Source organism: uncultured Helicobacter sp. (genome assembly GCF_947367035.1).
Lineage (GTDB): Bacteria > Campylobacterota > Campylobacteria > Campylobacterales > Helicobacteraceae > Helicobacter_D.
The window spans coordinates 18,789-37,624 of the sequence record NZ_CANBCA010000011.1 but is presented as its reverse complement, the minus strand read 5'-3'; the positions used below and the strand labels follow the sequence as shown (position 1 = coordinate 37,624).

The window sequence follows — 18,836 nt, the reverse complement described above, 5'->3', positions numbered from 1 at the left end:
AATTGTGGATTCTATCTTGATTTCTTTTAAAAATGCCTAATTTTTAAGTTTTTTTAACGAATTTTTGATTACACTTGACCTTATGGAAAATTATCGCTTTTTTATTATTTTTTTATTTTGTATCGGAATGATTGGTTTTTTGAATGGTTGCAGTAAAGACGAGAAGAATTTTTTATACACTAGTTCTAATTGTAATGATGTTAAACGAGATTGCCTAAGTCAATGTCGTAATGAGGGCAAAAGCCAAGCAATATGCCTTAATGAATGTGAAAAGGTACGCGGAATGTGTGTAGCAGTGAAAACTAAAGGTTGTTTGCAAAATTGTAACGCGCAATATGGCAAAGGTACTCAAGCTGCAGAGCAATGTAAAAAACGTTGTGGGCAGTAGTTTGAAGCCTAATCTCTAGCAAATTTTAGAGGCACAATCCCATAATGAGACAAAGCATTCATTCTAAATACTCACTAATGCGAAAAGTTTTTTTAGTCTTTTTGGGTTTGTTAATAATTATTTTGGGCTTATTTGCTTTTATATTTTCTCCTTTTGGCAATACTTATGTTAGGAATTTTTTACTCGCATATTTGGAATCTCAAACGTGCTTAAAATGGCAAGCAAGGCATTTCAAGATTACTCCTTCACATATTTCTTTAGAAGCTGTGGCACAAAACGGGCAGTTAGAATTGTTTTTGGAAAGTGAATATTCTTTATTTTTACGCAATTTAAGGGGTAATTTTATGCTAAATTCTAAAGGGTTGAGCATAAAATTAGCAGATAAAATATTGAATTTCAGCGACAATACTTGGGTGGAGGGAGAGTTTAGCGGAGAGTTTGCGGATTATACCCTACAAGCACAAAGCAATCTTTTGGATTCTCAAAGTGATTTAAATATCTATTGGTCTTATTTGGATTTGCAAAGTTTAAACTTGCATTCCAAAAATGCGAGATTGGCTGCACTTTTTGCTTTATTGAATCAAACCCCTTATGGTGATGGGATCTTAAGCTTTGAATTAGAATTAAATAAAGTGCGAGATTCGTTGAATTCTGAATCCTCTCCTGTACTGCAAAAGTTATTGCGTGCAAAATCAGGAGATGAGAGTCTTTATGATGGAATCTTAAATATAAATTTAGAGGGTGGGGAATTAGATGCAAAAGAGTTTTTATCTCATTTTAATCTTCCTATTCCAACAACACGTTTTATGGGTGAGTTACAAGGCGAGATTCATCATAATGCACTAAAACACAATCTCAAGATATATTCTAGTGTCGGAGATTTTGCTCTTAAGGGTGTAAGCAATCTTACAACTTTAGCTACAAATACAGAATTTCATCTTAATTTTCAAAATCTCTCGCCACTTTCACCATTTTTTGGGATTCCGCTTAATGGAGCATTAAATATAAAAGGAATCGCTAAGGGCGACACAAAAAATATGTTAGTTGATGGGGCGATAACCCTAGAGCAATCGCCATTAGACTTTCGTTTAAATTTAAAAAACCTAAAAGCTAATACTCTTAATATTACAAGCCAAAACTTGGAGGCAAGTGCACTTTTTACTCTTTTTAATCAACCTGCTTTTTTGAGTGGAACTTTGAATCTTGATTTAGATTTACGAGATTTTGCAAGTGGAATCTCTGGAGTTGCTTTAATGCAAAGTCAAAATTTACTGATTAATAGTCCTCTAATAGAAAGTTATACGCATATCGGATTTCCAGCTATAGTATTTCAAATGGATTCTAAAATGGAGTTAGCACAAGGAAGAGGAATCTTAAGCTACGCTTTAACCTCCAACTCTGCAAATTTTAAAAGTCAAGAAGGTAAAATCTCCTTGCAGCCCTTTACCTTTGAGATTCCTTATGAATTCACGCTTAAAAAACTGCAAAACCTTTCTTATCGCAATAAAAGCCTATTTAAAGGCACTTTGAATGCAAAAGGGATCGCAACGAATGAATCTTTAAACTTAAAAGGTGTAATTGTAGATGAGGAGATTTTCAATGCCACACAACAGGTAAATTCTAAAAGTCTTGCAAAAGATTCTAGTTTAAGCACTCAAAGTGATACTTTTAATTTGAATTTAAGTAAAACGAGCTTAAATCTCCAATTAAATCAGCTAAAGAGTTCCCAAATTTATACAATATTTCCTGAGATTCCACATTATTTTGAAGGAATAGCTAATCTGAATGTCAAAGAGGATTTTATACGCAACACGCGCCAAATAAACTTTGATATTTCTAGTTCAAGACTTCAAAATACTGCACTTTTGCGCACTTTGAATCAAGTAACACAACAGAATCTAGCGCATCATATTTTTAGCGGTTTTATTTATAATCAACTTTTATTAGATAATCAATTACACAGTATGATTTCGCTTCAGTTGAAAAAGGATTCCAAAAACTCAACGCCACAAAACTTGCAGATTCAATCTTCTAAAATTGTTACGAATCTAAACAAATCTACTTTGGACGGAAATTTGCTTATAAAAGGCTCTAAAAATACTAAAAATTATAGGTTATACGGCAGTATTAATCAACCAAAAATTCATTAAATTACTTATAATTTTTAGAATTTAATTTTTATTTAAGTAAATTTAAATGCGATTTTATTTTTATTCTGCTTAAATGCTGACTAAATTTTTAATTTCTAAGGCATTGATTCACAATGGAAGACTTAAAACAAACCTATCCAGACGCACTTCCTTATCATCAAGGGGGCAAAATTGAAGTCGTTGCGCGCACACCATTAAAGAATGAACACGATTTATCTATTGCTTATTCCCCTGGTGTCGCTGTCCCTTGCAAGGAGATTCAACGTGACCCACATACAGCTTATGAATACACAGCTAAAGGCAATCTAGTTGCGGTTATTTCAAATGGCACTGCAGTTTTAGGACTTGGTAATATTGGTGCACTTGCAGGAAAACCTGTAATGGAGGGTAAAGCAGCATTGTTTAGGAAATTTGCCGATATTAGCGCATTTGATATTGAAATAGATGAAACAGATCCTGATAAATTTATTGACATTGTGCGAAGTATTGCTCCAACCTTTGGTGGAATTAATTTAGAGGACATAAAAGCGCCAGAGTGTTTTTATATAGAATCACAATTAAAAGAGGTTCTAAATATTCCAATTATGCACGATGACCAACACGGAACGGCTATTATTTCAACTGCTGGAATTATCAACGGATTAAAAATCACAAACAGACAAGCCAAAGACTTAAAAATTGTTGTCTTGGGAGCAGGTGGTGCAGCGATTGCATGTGCGAAAATGGCACGAAATCTAGGAGCAAAAGAAGTCATTATGTTTGATAGCAAAGGGGCAATCACGACTTTTAGAAAAGATTTAAACGGATTTAAAAAAGACTTTGCAATTTCTTATGAAGTTGGTTCTTATAAGGAAGCTTTAGAGGGTGCAGATGTTGTGCTTGGACTTTCTCGTGGGGATATTTTGAGTGCCAAAGATATTGAGGGAATGAATCCAAATCCTATGATTTTTGCAATGAGTAACCCGATTCCCGAAATTGACCCAAAGATTGTACATCAAGTAAGACCAGATGCTATTATTGCGACAGGCAGAAGTGATTATCCCAATCAAATTAATAATGTATTAGGATTTCCTTATATTTTTAAAGGCGCATTAAAAGCACGTGCAAGATGTATTAATGAGGAGATGAAACTTGCTTCCGCACACGCACTTGCTGCTGTTGCAGAAAAACCGATTCCTGAAGATTTAAGAGTGCAATTAGAACAAATACACGGGAGAAAGTTTGCGTTTGGCAAAGAATACATTATCCCAAGCCCTTTTGATACACGATTAAAAGAGTTTATTTCTAACGCTGTAGCCCAAGCTGCAATTGATAGCGGTGTTGCGCGTATTAAAAGTTTGGAATCCTAATCCGATATGGAAGAGTTTGCTTATAAACTTGTAATGTTTGGCTTCAGCGCATTATGTGAGGATTTAGAGGAGGTCAAAAGACGACTTTCACTCTATCCTGTGGAAAGATATACATTAGAAAATGGCGATGAATGCTTTTTGATAGACCTTGTTACTAGGGATTCTTACCCTATCGTGCTGGAGGGTAAGCGGTTTGTGATACAAGGGTTGGAATCTTGGTAAGTTTAGGGCTTTAGATAATCCTCTTGGATAAGAAGATTAACAACCTCTCTAAAAAGCGGCACGGCAGTGCGTGCTGCGAAGTAGCTTTCTGTTTCGTTAGGCTCAAATACGCTAATGCCAATCGTCCATTCATTGCCCTTTTCATCATTTGCGAAGCCAAAGAATGAGCTATTATATTTGCGCACGTACTTTCCACCTTGTGCAATGTGTGCAGTGCCAGTTTTTCCCCCGATGGTTACTCCTTTGACTTGTGCGGTTTTGCCTGTGCCTTCATTAACAACTTTTATTAAAGTGTTTTTTACCTCTTTTGCGGTTTTGTCGCTTAGGATTCTAATAGGAGTTTGGTGTTTAAGCTTGTAACGAATAGATTTAGAATCCTGGATAAATTCTACCAAGTAAGGCTCATAAGAAACCCCGTGATTTGTAATAATATTATAAGCCTTAAGCATTTGGATAAAAGTTGTGCGCAAGCCATAACCATACGATGCAGTTGCACGATAGACTTCACTTTGGAACCTTTTGCTATCTGGAATCACGCCAATACGCTCATAAGGCAAGTCAATCCCACTTAAATTGCCAAAGCCAAAGGCTTGTAAGGCTGCATTGTATTCTTGTGGGCTTAAACGTTGGGCTATTTTTGCCATACCAATATTGCTAGAGTAGAGCAAAACTTCCTCTGTCGTGGCGGATTTTAGCTTGTGAGTATCTGTAATATAAAAATTATGGAGCTTAAAACGTCCATTTTCCAAGTCAATGGTTTCATTGGGACGAATAAGATTTTTGTCTAGCAAAATCGCATAAATAATAGGCTTAATAATACTTCCTGGTTCATAAGAATATTCAATCGCATTTGCATTGAGTTTGGAATAATCGTTTTTAGTAATATAGTTAGGGTTAAAACGTGCGCTACTTGCAAGACTTAGGATTTTACCACTTTTGCTTTCCATAATGCCAATAAGAATTTCTTTTGCACCAAGTTTAAGGGAATTTTCATCTGCAAGCCGCTCTATTTTTTTTTGTAATTTTAAAGGAATAGAGCTAATAATATCGTAGCCATCCATTCTTTCTTTAAAGGTGGAGTGTTTGTTTAAGATGACATTAAAGCCAATATCACGCTGCCCAATCATTAACAAATCGCTTACTGGCTCTAATTCATTATCAAAACTTTTTTCAATCCCTTTCACCCCTTGCACACGCGTGATATTAGTATCATTTTGTTTATTAATATAACCAAGGATTGGTTCCATTGCATCTTGATAAAGATAGTCCCGAGATTCCCCACTCTCCACAATGGATAAACCATATTTAAAAATATGCCCATTTTCGTCTTCATAATTTTGGAAAACATCTAATTGGTTAAGTTTTAAATTTAATTGTTTTAAATAGCTTGCACTTTTAGAATCAATATTATAAGAGAGTGTAACATTGCCTTTTTGCTCCAGTTTGGAGCGGATTTGACTTTTGGGGATTTTGCTATAAATGCTAAAGAGATTAATAAACAACTCTTTTTTTTGTGGATTGATATTGTAGGTATTTACAACTGCTTTATAGACTTTTTTACTTGAAGCTAGTAAAAATCCATCACTGCTATAAATATTACCTCTAATGGCATTTTCAATACGTTTTGCTTGGAAATTTGGAAGCTTACGTGTTGCAAAATTATGATAAAAAGCGGTGCCTAGAAAAATACAAAACCCTACACTTATTAAGATAAATAGCAGTAGAATCTTGCCCGCTTTTTTGGATTGAGCATCATTCATCGTAGAAATGGGGTTAAATTTGTGTTTTTATCAATTCTTTGTAAGCATTAATTGCTTTGTTACGCACTTCTAGCATCAATTTCATACTATTTTCGGCTTTTCCTATTACAATAGCAGCTTGATGAATATCTTTAATTTGCCCTGTTGCCATATCTGCCATAACTTGTTCAGTGGATTTTTGATAGGTATTGACCTCATCTACCGCTTCTTTTAGCATATTGCCAAAGCTTTTAGAAGGTGGATTTAAATCGTGGTTTGGTGCAAGATTGGGAACATCTTGGAGTTTAGAATTTAATTTCTCTATATCTACTCCGTATTTGTTAATTTCCATTTATAATCCTTTATGCTTGGAACATTGTAATTGCTGTGCTTGCCATATTTTTAGCACTTTGGAACACGGCGACGTTTGCTTGATAAGCTTTTGTTGCTTCAATTAAATCTGCCATTTCAACCACTGCATTAATGTTGGGATATGCAACATAACCTTCAGAATTTGCATCTGGGTGATGTGGTTCGTATTTCATTTTTGGTTGTGTATCATCACGAACAATCTTATCCACATAAACACTCATTAAAGTGGGTTTTGGCTCTCTTTGCTCATCAAATGTATCCATTTCGTCTAATGGATCTTCATATTCTAGCAAATTATTGCTGTTTTCATACTTTTGATTTAAAACCTTATCAAAATTAAAAGCTTTTAAAACAAGTTCTCGGCGTCTATAAGGTCCTCCTTCATCGGTGCGTGTGGTGTTTGCGTTGGCAATGTTACTTGAAATTAAATTTACTCTTTGACGTTGAGCTGATAATCCATAACCACTAATATCAAAACTAGATAAAAACATTTAAATCCCCTTAAATATTTCTTGAAGATTCTATTGCATAGGTGAAGATTCCACCTTGCTTACGCAATGCACCAATAATAGCTTGATACATAATGTCATTTTTACCCATTTCGCTTGTTTCAATATCCAAATCTACACTATTGCCATCATTTCTTGATAAATGTCCATCACGATAAAACATTGTTGGACGCTTCAATCTCATATCTTCAATGGGTAACAAGTGATTTTTGTTTGTGATGGCTATATCAAGTTCTAGTTTGCGGTTACGATTGAAGATTTCATCTGCTTTAGCTGCCATCATTTGTTCAAAATTTATATCTTTTGGGCGATACATTGGAGTAGAGACATTTGCAATATTGCTGGCAATCATATCTCTGCGCAAAGCTCTGTGATCAAGGGATTCTTGCGCAAGTTGCCTTGCTAGGCTGTAAGTAAAAATGCTCATTGCAAACTCCTAAAATTGAATTTGTATTAATAGTAAGCAAGTTTTGTTCCAAAATGTGCTTTAATAGATTCACTTGTATGAAAGAATTTTTTGTTTGCCCCACAAGGGAGCATAACGGCGCTAGCCATTATGCTTTTGTTCGTGTAAATGAAAATTTTTTGTATTTGCTTATTCTTTGAGGCTGCTCATATCAATCACATAGCGGAATTTCGCCTTGCCGCTTGTAAGATTCTCATACGCCTCATTGATTTGCTCCACAGAAATAACCTCTGTCTCGGGATAGATCCTATGTTTGAGCGAAAAATCAAGCATTTCTTGTGTCTCTTTCATTCCGCCAATGAGTGAGCCATAGACTTTTTTACCCGCCGCAAAGACAAGTCTCGTTAAATCAATGCTAAGCTTCTCATCTGCAGGTGGCAAGCCTACAATCGCCATTTCTCCGCCAAATTTCAACAACTCCGCATAGGCATTCACATCATACGCGGTTGGAATCGTAGAAATGATAAAATCAAATCGTTCGCTCACACCCTTTGTATCAGTATAAAGCGCCTTTGCACCAAGCTCTAATGCCTCTTTTTCTTTATTTTTATTACGCGCAAACACGCTCACTTCCGCACCCATTTTGATTGCGTATTTGAGCGCCATTACACCAAGCCCACCAAATCCAGCCACAGCGACTTTATCGCCCGCCTTGACATTGCTAAATTTAATCGGCGAATAGGTGGTGATTCCTGCGCAAAGCAAGGGAGCAACTTTTTCTAACGGCGCATCTTGTGGGACATTGACCGCAAATTTTTCGCTCACTACAATATTATTTGAATACCCGCCATAAGTTGGCTCGTTATCGTGGAAGCAATCGTGGCAATCATAAGTAAAGACGCATTTGCCATTTTCGCAAAACTGCTCTTGGCTTCTTTTGCACGCCTCACACTCACCGCAAGAATTAACCATACAGCCTACCCCTGCGTAATCGCCAACTTTAAATTTGCTTACCTTGCTTCCTACTGCCACGACTTTACCCGCAATCTCGTGTCCGGGCACCATTGGAAAAATTCCCTTATGCCATTCCTCACGCGCGCTATGAATATCGCTGTGGCAGATTCCAGCATATAGAATCTCAATCAAAATGTCAGTTTCTCCCAAAGCGTGGCGCGAAAAACTAAAGGGCTTAAAAGTATCACTTTTATGTGCGACTGCATAGCCTTTGGCAGTGATTCTCTGCCCACTTTGTGCTTGTGTCAAATTCTCTTTTAATAGCATAAATACTCCTTAAATGACTAAAATTGAAAATGTAATTATAAATCCTGATACCTAGTGTTTGTCAAGGGGAAATATAGAAAAATTTATCTTCCTCTCTTAAAGACTTTTCAAACAAGACTCTATGCGACAAAATCCCTCATCTATTTCCTCTTGTGTGATAGTCAGGCTTGGCAAGAATCGCGCGGTGTTTTTACCGCTTTTCAATACTAAAACCCTTTCTTTAAAAGTAGCATTTAGAAATTTGGTTAAGGTTTCTGAATCTTTAACTCTAAGTCCGCGCATAAGTCCCAATCCAACTTCTTGTGTGAAAATATCTGCATAGTGTTTTTGCAAGTTTTGAAGTTTTTGCGTAAAATATACAATTCTTTTATCTAGCTCTCCACTTTGTTTTTCGCAACATAGAATCTCTAGCACTTCTAAGGCAGTACTTGTAGAGAGGAAATTTCCTCCAAATGTGCTTCCGTGGTCGCTTGGCGCAAAAATATCTTTAAGATTCGTCATCACCGCTCCAATAGGCACTCCACCCGCTAGTCCTTTGGCGGTGGTAATCACATCGGGAGTGATTCCATAAACTTGTGAAGCAAAAAGTTCCCCACTGCGATAAATACCTGTTTGCACTTCATCAACCATTAACAAAACATTCTTTTTTTTTAAAATTTTGGCAAGTTTTTGCACTTCTTGTTTTTCAAAAGGCGTGATTCCACCCTCGCCTTGCACAAGTTCTAGCAACACAGCACAAGTTACATCGCTGATTTTGTTTGGCACATCGTTTAAGTCTTTGGCATAAACAAATCCATCAGGAAAAGGTCCAAAGTATTGGTGCATTTTGCTTTGCGCAGTTGCCTTTAGTGTGCTAATCGTGCGCCCGTGAAAAGAGGAATCTAGGGTGATGATTTGGTATTTTTTTTGTTCGCCATTTTCCTCACCAAACTTTCTAGCAATCTTTAATGCACCCTCATTGGCTTCTGCACCAGAGTTTGCAAAGAATACGCGCATATCATAACCGCTAAGCTCTACAAGCCTCTTTGCAAGACGCGCTTGTGGCTCTATTAAATAAAGATTAGAGGTGTGGATTAAATTTTTTGCTTGACTATAAATCGCTTCTGCTAAGCGCACATTGCCGTGTCCTACGCTACACACTGCGATTCCAGAACCAAAATCAATGTAATCCCTACCTTTATCGTCATAAAGCCTTGCACTCTCTCCTCTGACAAAATGTATATAATTGCGCGCATAAGTATGCAATACAAAATCCAAATCCATTTGTTTTAAATCTTCTTGATTCATTTCCTGCCTTAAAATTAGAAGTTTTAGGAGTTTTTACAATAAAAAACTTAAAAAATAATCTTACCAAATTTTGCTATAATTTAACAAAATTACAAAATTTTAGGAACAAAATGCCACAACTATCTCTTATTATCCCTTTTGGAACAAGCAAAGAGCGTCCTTATATCCAAGAAAGAGTGATGCAAAAAGCAAAGGAATTACGAAGTGATGAAAGAGTAGAAGTTATTTTTGTAGAGGGTTTTTCTAGCTTGATTTTAGAGGATTTACCCAATATTATTCAAGAAAATGGACATAAATATTTTAAAATCGCACAAGACAAATTTTCACAGGGAGAATGTAGGAATTTTGGCGCAATACAATCCCTAGCCGATGTTATAATGCCCTTAGATGTGGATTATCACATTTCAAATGAGAATATTCAAAAGATTCTAAATCTTATCAAGGTGAAAAATATCTCCCAAAATCCTAATGCGGTTCTTTGTCTGCCTGTTGTGTTTTTGAACGAAGTTGGCACACAGAATCTTATACAATACGATAGGAATTTGTGGGATTGCCTAGTGCAAGAAGATTTAGTCAGTGGCAAAAGAGAATTAGTAGATTTTTTCTCCCTCGTCTCAAGCAGTGTTGTCGTCCATAAGCATAAATTTTTAGAGATTGGCGGGAATGATAGCACATTTATTGGACATAGTTACGAAGACCACGATTTTTTTATGCGCCTACTTGTGCAAACAACACATTTTGCAAAAATGCCTAAGATATTGACGTATGATGATGGAAGTTGGAATTTCTCTAGATTTCAAGGATTCCGCTCTTGGTTTTCTTTGCTTGGGCTAGAAGCAAGCTTTTATGGAATCTATCTTTATCATTTTTGGCATATCAAGCCCAATCAAAATGGTTACTTTGATAGAAAAGCACTCAACCACAAGCAATTTTATACAAATCTAAAAAACTTCAAAACCCATTCCATAAAACCTCTACAAACCAAAAGCGCACATAGGCAAAAAGCACTTTTGCTCTGCAAAGTAAAAGCCTCAAAGCTGCTTTTAGAATCCTTGAGGGGTGCAAGTGTTTATATGGGAGAGATTCTATCTGCTTGGGAGGAGGATTTCTTTTTAGGCGAAAGTTTTTTGGAAAAGGATTTTTTGGACTATTGGGCAAAGCACAAAATTACTTATCTTTTATTTCCTAATCCTTATAGTAATCCTAAGCGCAGGGCAATTTATGAGTTTGCAAGAAAGCACAATTTGCCTTATTTTTGTTTTGATAGAGGGGCATTACCGGATTCTTGGTTTTTTGATAATAAGGGATTCAATGCCGATTCTTCAAGCTACGATGAAAAGTATTGGAATCACACTTTAAGCCAAAGCCAAATTTCACAGACTAAAGAATATATTAAGCATATTCTAGCGGGGGGGGGGGGATTTTTATATGAACCTGGAAAGCGCACAGGTGCATCTAGGCTTTTAAAGAAAATTGGAATTCAAAATAAACGCGTGGTTTTTGTCCCCTTGCAAGTAGAGAGTGATTCCGTGATTTTACACTTCAGCGCACGACCTTTTGATTACGAGGGATTTTTAAAGATTGTCAATGCGTTAGCAAATGAGCTTGGTGGCGGAATCGCATTTGTTGCCAAAAAGCACCCTTTGACTTTAAGTCTCCACAAAAAAGCCTACCAAAATATTATTTTTGCCCCTGATAATACGAATCTTTTAGATTTATTAGAAGCTTGTGAATGCGTTTTGACGATTAATTCAGGGGTTGGAATCTATGCAATGCTAGCGCAAAAACCTTGTATTCTTTGCGGAGAGAGTTTTTATTGTTTTAAAGGGTTAAGCATAAAAGTAAAGGACAAGGAACATTTAGCGGAATCCTTAAAGGCGATTTTGCGCGGCGAATTTGTCTTTGATATAGCAAAATCTTTGAGGTTTATTTATTATTTGAGAAATGAATTTTATAGCTTTGGGACAAGTTTTTACACTACCTCAAGAAAAAATGGGCGCAAATATCGTAAGGTTGCAAAAATTAATTTTTATCAAATTATTCTTGACAGAGAGAAATTTTTAAATGTAGAGAAATATCAAAAAGTTTCTTTTGATTTAAAATCTTTGATTTATAAACCTTATCTTTATGAAATTTATCATAAAAATTTTTTAATCAAAATAATAGATTTACTGCTTCCAAATTTTTTAATTGTTAGAATCTCTCACACGAAATTTTATCGTTTATTTAAAAAACTGCTTTATAATCCCAAAGAGTTTGTCAAGGATTCTAAAAATCCGCTTATTAAGTCTTTTGGTTAGGTTTTCGCCATTGCAAAATTCCACAAAGAATAGATTGCTTCGACTACGCCTCACAATGACATTAGATGCTTTCATAAAAAATATGCAAAATCTTGTGCAAAACACTTTAAAAGTAATTTCACAAACAAAATCAGAGAATCGGATTCTCACTCTTCTTGTTTATCCAAATACCGCTCATCAAAAAGGCTCTTTAAATGCACATTACCCAATGCAACCTTCAAAGAAGTGAAAAAATCGGGATTTTCCTCTTCCATTTTTTTCAACATTTGTTTCGTTTTCTCTCTTGCAAAGGGACGTTTATCGTGTGTTTGCCACATTATAGGACAATTGCAATCTGGTGCGATATAAATATTATTTTTAGCGATGAAGTCAATAATTTGCCGCTCTCGCACAAAAATCAAGGGACGAATCACATATAAGCCATTCTCTGCTCTGTAAAGGGGCGGCATTGAACGCAATGCACCATTATAGGTAAGATTCATCATAAAGCTTTCTGCTGCATCATCTAAATGGTGCGCTAAAGCAAGTTTGTTAAATCCTCCCTCCAAAGCTTTAGAATACAAAGCTCCCCGCCGCATTCTAGAACAAAAACTACAATACACGCTTCCCTCACGTTTGTTTGCCTCTAAAATCTTATAAATATCTGTTGGATAAAGTTCATAAGGAATCTCAAGATTTTCACAATAATCAAAGATATATCCATACTCTCCCCCGCGCCCATAATCAATCGTAACAGCTTTAAATTCAAACTTAAAAGGGGCATATTTTTTCAATCTTGCTAAAAGTGTCGCAAGTAGCATAGAATCCTTACCGCCACTCAAACCCAATAACACCTTATCCCCCTCTCTAATCAGATTGAACTGCGCATTCGTAGAACCTGTGATTTTTAGGATTTTTTTGCTAATTTCTATTGTGTTAGTTTTCATCAAATAATGCCTAATTCCTTTGCATTTGTAAGTAATGTGATTTTTTCATTACTTCCTAGTATCGTTGGAGCAGTGATTATAAGACTTAAGGCAAGTTTTAAAGGCTTGGGATTCTTTACATCTCTATTGACAAAGCCTAGATTCTTTAAAAGTAGTGCAAGGATAAACTCTTTGAAATCTTTATTTGCTAAACTTGAAAAATCAAAAGTTTTTTTCATTCTCTACCTTTAAAATACACTTGCAAATGTTCTGAAACAAAGCTTTCAATCTCTTCTTCTGTCAATAAATGCTTATCATACTTTACTACTACAACCCGCTCACTCTCATTGATATACCATTCAATCACTCCACGCAATTCTCCTAAAACTTCTAAAGCCTCATTAGTAATTTCACCCTTAAGGGACAAATAAAGATTCTTTTGCATTGTAGGATTTGCCAAAAGAGAAAAAGACAGAATCCATAAAAAAGATGCAATCACAACAAACATCGTGATAGAGAGCGGACTAAAAAAGGTATAAAAATGTCCTCCAAGCAATGCGCCAAAAAAGCTCCCCAAATAACCAAAAGAAGTGAAAATCCCCATTGCACTCCCCTTTTGATTAGCCTTGCAATAGCGACTTGCAAGGCTTTGCATAATCGGTTCGTGCATAGAAAAACCGATGAAAAATATCAAAATACCTGTGATAAATACTGCTTGACTTCGGCTCAACATTAGCAAATAAGCCAAGACAAAAAGCAAGATTCCAAACACCATTACACTTTTAAATTTACCCTTTTTCTCTGCGATAATCGCAGCGGGAGCCATTGCAAAGAATCCCAAAAGTGAAGCAGGGATATACACTTGCCACAAGTTCTCTTTAGGCATTTCAAAGCCCTTTACAAGTGCGATAGGGATAATCAGGAAGGCTAAAGTCATAAAGCCTTTTTGTAAAAAATTTGTAAGATTCATAATTTGGAGGTTTTTATTTTTTAAAATTACGCTATATTCTCCGCTTTTGTGTGCAAAGCTATAAGTAACTTTTGGGGCATTTGGCACAGCGACAAACAGAATCACAAGCCCAAAAAGCGCTAAGGCACAAGTAATCCAAAACAAACTTGGCACGCCCAAATTTGCCCCAAGAATTGGACCTAAAATTAAAGCAAAAGTGAAGCTTAAAGAGATGGTTGCTCCCATTAGCGCCATTGCTTTTGTGCGATTCTCCTCCCGCACCAAATCGGCTATCATCGCACTTATCACGCCCCCAACTGCCCCAGCCCCCTGCATAAGTCTGCCAAGAATTAGCATATAAATATCTGTGCTTAATGCACAAACAAGTGAGCCTAAGGCAAAAATAACAAGTCCTAAAGCAATCATACTTTTGCGTCCAATCTTATCACTTAAAAACCCAAATGGAATCTGAAATAGCACTTGTGTTAGCGCATATCCTCCCATTGCGATTCCAATTAAAATAGGACTTGAACTCTCAAGAAAAAGTGCATAAAGCGATAAAACAGGCATAACAATAAATAAACCAAAAAACCTAGAAGCTAGAATCAGACTTAAAGGTAAGCTTTGCTTAATCAGGGATTCCTTTGCCATTTTGTATCCTTATGCTAAAATTCCAAAACAAAAGGGGAATTTTAGCAAAAATAAATAAAGGTAAGGATATGCGCTTAATTTTAGCAAGTTCAAATAGAGACAAAATAAGAGAAATTCAAGAGATTTATCGGGATTTAGCACGAGACTCTAAGCTTGAAATTCTAGCTTGGAGTGAGATTTTAGAACCATTTGAGATAGACGAAAATGGAAAAAGTTTCAAAGAAAACGCACTTCTTAAATCTAAAGCTGTCTTTAACGCTCTTAAAGCACAAGAAATTTTAGAGGCAAGAGACATTATTCTCTCTGATGATAGCGGAATCTGTGTAGATTTGCTAGGAGGAAAACCTGGCATTCATAGTGCGCGCTATTCTAGAGGAGGAGCAGAAGCAAACCTAGAGAAACTAAGACAAGAGGTAGAAAAGCTAGGTGGAATCTCTAATGCGCATTATTGCGCGTGTATTGGCATTAGCACAAGTATTGGAAATTATAGTGCGCACGGAATGATGTATGGGAAAGTCATTGCACAAAAAAGAGGAAATAATGGGTTTGGCTATGACCCAATCTTTATTCCAAAAGGCTTTGATAAGACCCTAGCTGAGTTAAGCAGCAGAGAGAAAAACGCTATCTCTCACCGCAAAATCGCATTAGAGAATGCGCAGTATCTGTTGCGCTCTTTGCTTGAAAAATAAATTCGCAAAGGCATACCACTGAAACAAGCCATTAAGCAATTCATCGGGGGCAAAATAGGCTAAATTTTCCTTTTATTTTGAAATCAAAACAACAATTTCAAAGATTTAGGCGCAAAAAAGATTAAATTCTAGGTTATTGCATTATGCAGAAAAACTAACGCCACCCACATACCTAAACAAAAATTGATATTCATCTAGCCGACCATTGCAATCTAAATTGTTTTGGTTGCTCCCATTTCTCACAAGTCGCACAGCTCAATTTACTTACCAAGAGATTCTAAGCTTTATGGCAAAGCCACTGCCCTTTTGTCGTTATTGCAAGATTTAAAATGACAAAATCTTAACTTTCTTTTAGCATTCGTCTTGCGAGTTTTTTTGCTTTGACCTCCTCTGCTTCACGCTTTAAAGAAGCATAAAGTGTATTCGTATGGTCTTCTAGCATTTTTTGGCTATTGGTTGGCTTCTCTCCCTCTTTTGGAGCCAGTTTAATGTATTCGCCATCTTTTTGGAGTTCGTGTGCTTTAGCGTTATCCTCACTTTGAATCTTGATAATGCCAAAGAGTTTATCCGCAAGATTATCTTCAAAAATTGGAGTCATAAGCTCTACGCGTCTCTCAAGGTTACGTGGCATTAAATCGGCACTTGCAAAGTAAATTTGCACTTTTGCGTGTTTGAAATAATAAATCCTTGCGTGCTCAAGATATTTACCCACAATAGAAATCACGCGGATATTTTCACTCACTCCTTTAATACCCGGTCTTAAACAACAAATTCCACGCACGATTAAATCAATCTTCACACCTGCAGCTGACGCTTTATAAAGCGCCAAAATCACATCTGTATCTACAATAGAATTTGCTTTTAAAATGATACGACCTTCTTTACCTGCCTTCGTTTCATTTTCAATGAGCTCTAAAATTTTAGGCTTAATTTGCAAAGGAGCAGCAAGCAAAGTATTGAGTTTAGATTTATGGGAAAATCCTGAAAGATTATGGAAAAACTTGGTTGCGTCTTGCGTAAATTCTCTCTTGGAAGTCATATAGCTAATGTCTGTATAAATTTTGGCAGTGCTTGGGTTATAGTTGCCCGTGCTTAAATGCACATATTCGCGCAATTCACGCCCAATACTTTTAATCACAAGAGCAATTTTAGCATGCACTTTAAGTCCCGGCACTCCATAAATTACGTGTGCTCCTGCGGATTCCAATGCACGTGCCCAATGCAAGTTGTTTTCCTCATCAAAACGTGCTTTAAGCTCTACTAATGCTGTAACTTGTTTGCCATTTTCTGCCGCCTCAATCAAGGCTTTAACGATTGGGGAATTTTTACCCACACGATAGAGTGTCATTCGGATAGAGAAAACATCAGGGTCTTTTGCAGCACTTTGGATAAAGTTCACCACAGGGTCAAAACTCTCATAAGGCTGAAATGAAAGAATGTCTTGAGAATCAAGCACAGAGAAAATGTTTGCATTAGAATCTAATGGTGGTAAAACCTTAGAAGTATAACTTGGGAAAGTCAATTTAGCAAAATTTTTATTCCCCACAATTTCCCACAGAATGCTAGAATTCATTGGTGCTTTACACTCATAAATATCTTCAGGAGTTACTTTAATGTATTGTTCTACGAAGCTTTGAAGTTCTAAATCGTCCGTTTTACTAATTTCTAAACGGATAATTTCACCCTTGCGGCGAGACTTTAAGCCCTCTGTCATTAATGCCATAAAGTCATCACCCTCTTCCTCTTCAATCTCCATATCCGCGTTCCTAGTTACCCTAAAAGAAGTCCAACTTAACACTTTAAATCCCGGAAATAATTCATCGGTAAATTCTGCCACAATGGAATCTGTATGGAAATAAGTATCGCCTAAGCGCACGAATCCCGGGAGCATTCTTGAAATACGCGTCATACCAAATTTAATTTCACTAGGATTATCTATGCTTTGAAGTTTTAATGCCAAAACATAACTAAGGTTATTTAAATGCGGAAAAGGGTGTGTCGCATCTACTGCAATTGGCACAACGATAGGATAAAGATGATTAATAAAATATTCTTGCAATTCTTTTTTTTGATTTTTATCCGCTTCATTATAAGTTTTAATGCATAAACCAAGCTTGCTTAACTCCTCTTTAATTTCAAAGTAACACGCTTCTAGTCGCTGTTTTTCTAGCTTAAGATAATTGCGAATCTCGTCTAATTGCTCCTTTGGTGTCAGCCTATCTGGACCACTCTCCGTAATGCGTGCGCTATAAAGCCTCTTTAAACCAGCAACCCGCACCATATAAAATTCATCTAAATTCGTGCCATAAATAGCAATAAACTTTAGACGCTCCAAAAGCGGATTATTAGAATCCTGTGCTTCGCTCAATACACGCGTATTAAAACGCAACCAAGATAGCTCGCGATTGATAAAATTCGTTGGCTTATTAAAAGTATTTGGTGCCATTTTCACTCCTTTTGCTTTATGATATTGCTCTTATTGATTATAGTAAAATTCGCTTAAAACTTACCTTTTTACCTTAAAAAGACACAATAATAAGGTTTAAGTTGTAATTTTGTATCATTTGCCAAATTTATTGCAGGATTATTCATTATGAAAAAACTAAACTATAAAGATTCTGGCGTAGATATTGCACAAGGAAATGCGTTAGTTGAAAACCTCAAAGGACTTGTAAAACAAACTTTTAATGCAAATGTATTAGGCGGAATTGGCTCTTTTAGTGGTGCATTCTTGTTGCCCTGTGGCTATCAAGAACCTGTCCTTTTAGCTGCGACAGATGGAGTAGGGACGAAGTTAAAACTTGCAATTGATAGTGGAATCTTAAATAGTGTTGGGATTGATTTAGTTGCAATGTGCGTGAATGATTTGATTTGTAATTTTGCCACTCCTCTGTTTTTTTTGGATTATTACGCCACAGGCAAACTAAATAAAGAAGTTGCTTTGGAAGTCATCAGCGGAATCGTGAAAGGTTGTTTAGAAGCAGAATGCGCACTTATTGGTGGAGAAACTGCTGAAATGCCCAATATGTATCAGGCAAAAGACTTTGATTTAGCTGGGTTTGCAGTTGGCATTGCAGAACGTGCAATCGTGCAAAGAGAATCACAAGCTAAAGCGGGAGATATTCTAATTGCCCTCCCAAGTAGCGGGATTCATTCTAATGGCTATTCTCTTGTGCGCAAGATTTTATCTGAACATAAAATTGCATTAGATTCTCTCTTTGAGGGCAAACCACTGATTGAAACACTTTTAACCCCAACAAAAATTTATGTCAAAACCTTTAAAAAACTACAAAATGACATTAAAGCTCTTGCGCATATTACAGGGGGCGGACTCATTGAAAACTTGCCTCGTGCTTTACCACAAAATGTAAATGCTAGGATTTTTACAAAAAATATTCAACCTTTACCCATCTTTGAAATGCTTTGCCCATATATTGAAGAAGAGGATAAATATAGAACTTTCAATATGGGTATAGGGATGGTGCTTATTGTAGAAAGCAGTAAGGCGGATTCTGTCGCAAAAGAATCAGGAGGTTATATTCTAGGAGAATTAATAAAAGGAGAAAAAGCTGTAAATTTTGCTTAATTTTAAGTAAATTATATTATAATATAAGAACAAACCTTATTTATGAGTAAGTT

At 36.2% G+C, this 18,836-nt stretch carries 17 protein-coding genes; 7 read left to right on the top strand and 10 right to left on the bottom strand.

Annotated elements, in window-relative coordinates:
- Window positions 1-64 precede the first annotated feature (64 nt).
- From Q0Y61_RS05155 to Q0Y61_RS05140, 4 genes are all read left to right on the top strand, one after another.
- Window positions 65-388 carry a hypothetical protein gene (locus tag Q0Y61_RS05155; RefSeq protein WP_297812393.1) on the top strand — a complete coding sequence of 108 codons (324 nt, stop codon included), beginning with the start codon at window positions 65-67 and terminating at the stop codon, window positions 386-388.
- Window positions 389-432: 44 nt separating this feature from the next.
- Window positions 433-2,538, top strand: coding sequence for a hypothetical protein (locus Q0Y61_RS05150; protein WP_297812390.1), 2,106 nt, complete (start codon window positions 433-435; stop codon window positions 2,536-2,538).
- Between the two features lie 113 nt (window positions 2,539-2,651).
- Window positions 2,652-3,887 carry a malic enzyme-like NAD(P)-binding protein gene (locus tag Q0Y61_RS05145; protein ID WP_297812387.1) on the top strand — a complete coding sequence of 412 codons (1,236 nt, stop codon included), beginning with the start codon at window positions 2,652-2,654 and terminating at the stop codon, window positions 3,885-3,887.
- A 6-nt stretch (window positions 3,888-3,893) separates the two neighbouring features.
- Entirely contained in the window at window positions 3,894-4,109 is a 216-nt protein-coding gene (locus Q0Y61_RS05140; protein ID WP_297812384.1) for a hypothetical protein, read from the top strand.
- 2 nt (window positions 4,110-4,111) lie between these two features.
- Here Q0Y61_RS05140 and Q0Y61_RS05135 read toward each other — a convergent pair whose 3' ends face one another.
- The 6 genes from Q0Y61_RS05135 to Q0Y61_RS05110 form a co-directional block, all read right to left on the bottom strand.
- Window positions 4,112-5,869, bottom strand: a complete 1,758-nt coding sequence (locus Q0Y61_RS05135) for a penicillin-binding protein 2 (protein ID WP_297812382.1) — start codon at window positions 5,867-5,869, stop codon at window positions 4,112-4,114.
- 13 nt (window positions 5,870-5,882) lie between these two features.
- The gene (fliE, locus tag Q0Y61_RS05130) at window positions 5,883-6,200 is read right to left on the bottom strand and encodes a flagellar hook-basal body complex protein FliE (protein ID WP_297812379.1); all 318 of its coding nucleotides are present in this window, start codon (window positions 6,198-6,200) and stop codon (window positions 5,883-5,885) included.
- 10 nt (window positions 6,201-6,210) lie between these two features.
- Window positions 6,211-6,711 carry a flagellar basal body rod protein FlgC gene (flgC, locus tag Q0Y61_RS05125; protein ID WP_297812376.1) on the bottom strand — a complete coding sequence of 167 codons (501 nt, stop codon included), beginning with the start codon at window positions 6,709-6,711 and terminating at the stop codon, window positions 6,211-6,213.
- A gap of 10 nt (window positions 6,712-6,721) precedes the next feature.
- A complete protein-coding gene (gene flgB, locus Q0Y61_RS05120; RefSeq protein ID WP_297812373.1) occupies window positions 6,722-7,156 on the bottom strand; it encodes a flagellar basal body rod protein FlgB in 435 nt (144 codons plus the stop codon).
- 168 nt (window positions 7,157-7,324) lie between these two features.
- A complete protein-coding gene (locus Q0Y61_RS05115; RefSeq protein ID WP_297812371.1) occupies window positions 7,325-8,416 on the bottom strand; it encodes an NAD(P)-dependent alcohol dehydrogenase in 1,092 nt (363 codons plus the stop codon).
- Between the two features lie 96 nt (window positions 8,417-8,512).
- The gene (locus tag Q0Y61_RS05110; RefSeq protein WP_297812367.1) at window positions 8,513-9,703 is read right to left on the bottom strand and encodes an aspartate aminotransferase family protein; all 1,191 of its coding nucleotides are present in this window, start codon (window positions 9,701-9,703) and stop codon (window positions 8,513-8,515) included.
- A gap of 110 nt (window positions 9,704-9,813) precedes the next feature.
- On the opposite strand from Q0Y61_RS05110, the gene Q0Y61_RS05105 reads away from it, so the two are divergent.
- Window positions 9,814-12,003: a capsular biosynthesis protein gene (locus tag Q0Y61_RS05105; protein WP_297812364.1), complete on the top strand. Its 2,190-nt coding sequence runs from the start codon at window positions 9,814-9,816 to the stop codon at window positions 12,001-12,003.
- A 146-nt stretch (window positions 12,004-12,149) separates the two neighbouring features.
- Here Q0Y61_RS05105 and Q0Y61_RS05100 read toward each other — a convergent pair whose 3' ends face one another.
- The 3 genes from Q0Y61_RS05100 to Q0Y61_RS05090 are packed head-to-tail and all read right to left on the bottom strand — an operon-like array spanning window position 12,150 to window position 14,508.
- Entirely contained in the window at window positions 12,150-12,929 is a 780-nt protein-coding gene (locus tag Q0Y61_RS05100) for an ATP-binding protein (RefSeq protein WP_297812361.1), read from the bottom strand.
- Window positions 12,929-13,147, bottom strand: a complete 219-nt coding sequence (locus tag Q0Y61_RS05095; protein WP_297812358.1) for a hypothetical protein — start codon at window positions 13,145-13,147, stop codon at window positions 12,929-12,931. The genes Q0Y61_RS05100 and Q0Y61_RS05095 overlap by 1 nt, the downstream gene beginning before the upstream one ends.
- Complete coding sequence (locus Q0Y61_RS05090) at window positions 13,144-14,508, bottom strand: MFS transporter (RefSeq protein WP_297812355.1); 1,365 nt, start codon at window positions 14,506-14,508, stop codon at window positions 13,144-13,146. Before Q0Y61_RS05090 ends, Q0Y61_RS05095 begins: the two co-directional genes overlap by 4 nt.
- Window positions 14,509-14,576: 68 nt before the next feature.
- On the opposite strand from Q0Y61_RS05090, the gene rdgB reads away from it, so the two are divergent.
- A complete protein-coding gene (gene rdgB, locus Q0Y61_RS05085) occupies window positions 14,577-15,197 on the top strand; it encodes an RdgB/HAM1 family non-canonical purine NTP pyrophosphatase (protein WP_297812351.1) in 621 nt (206 codons plus the stop codon).
- Between the two features lie 340 nt (window positions 15,198-15,537).
- On the opposite strand, the gene Q0Y61_RS05080 is transcribed toward rdgB, so the two are convergent.
- Complete coding sequence (locus Q0Y61_RS05080; RefSeq protein WP_297812348.1) at window positions 15,538-17,643, bottom strand: RNA degradosome polyphosphate kinase; 2,106 nt, start codon at window positions 17,641-17,643, stop codon at window positions 15,538-15,540.
- 147 nt (window positions 17,644-17,790) lie between these two features.
- Between Q0Y61_RS05080 and purM the strand changes: the two genes are divergently transcribed.
- Window positions 17,791-18,783, top strand: coding sequence for a phosphoribosylformylglycinamidine cyclo-ligase (purM, locus tag Q0Y61_RS05075; protein WP_297812346.1), 993 nt, complete (start codon window positions 17,791-17,793; stop codon window positions 18,781-18,783).
- The last annotated feature ends 53 nt before the right edge of the window (window positions 18,784-18,836 follow it).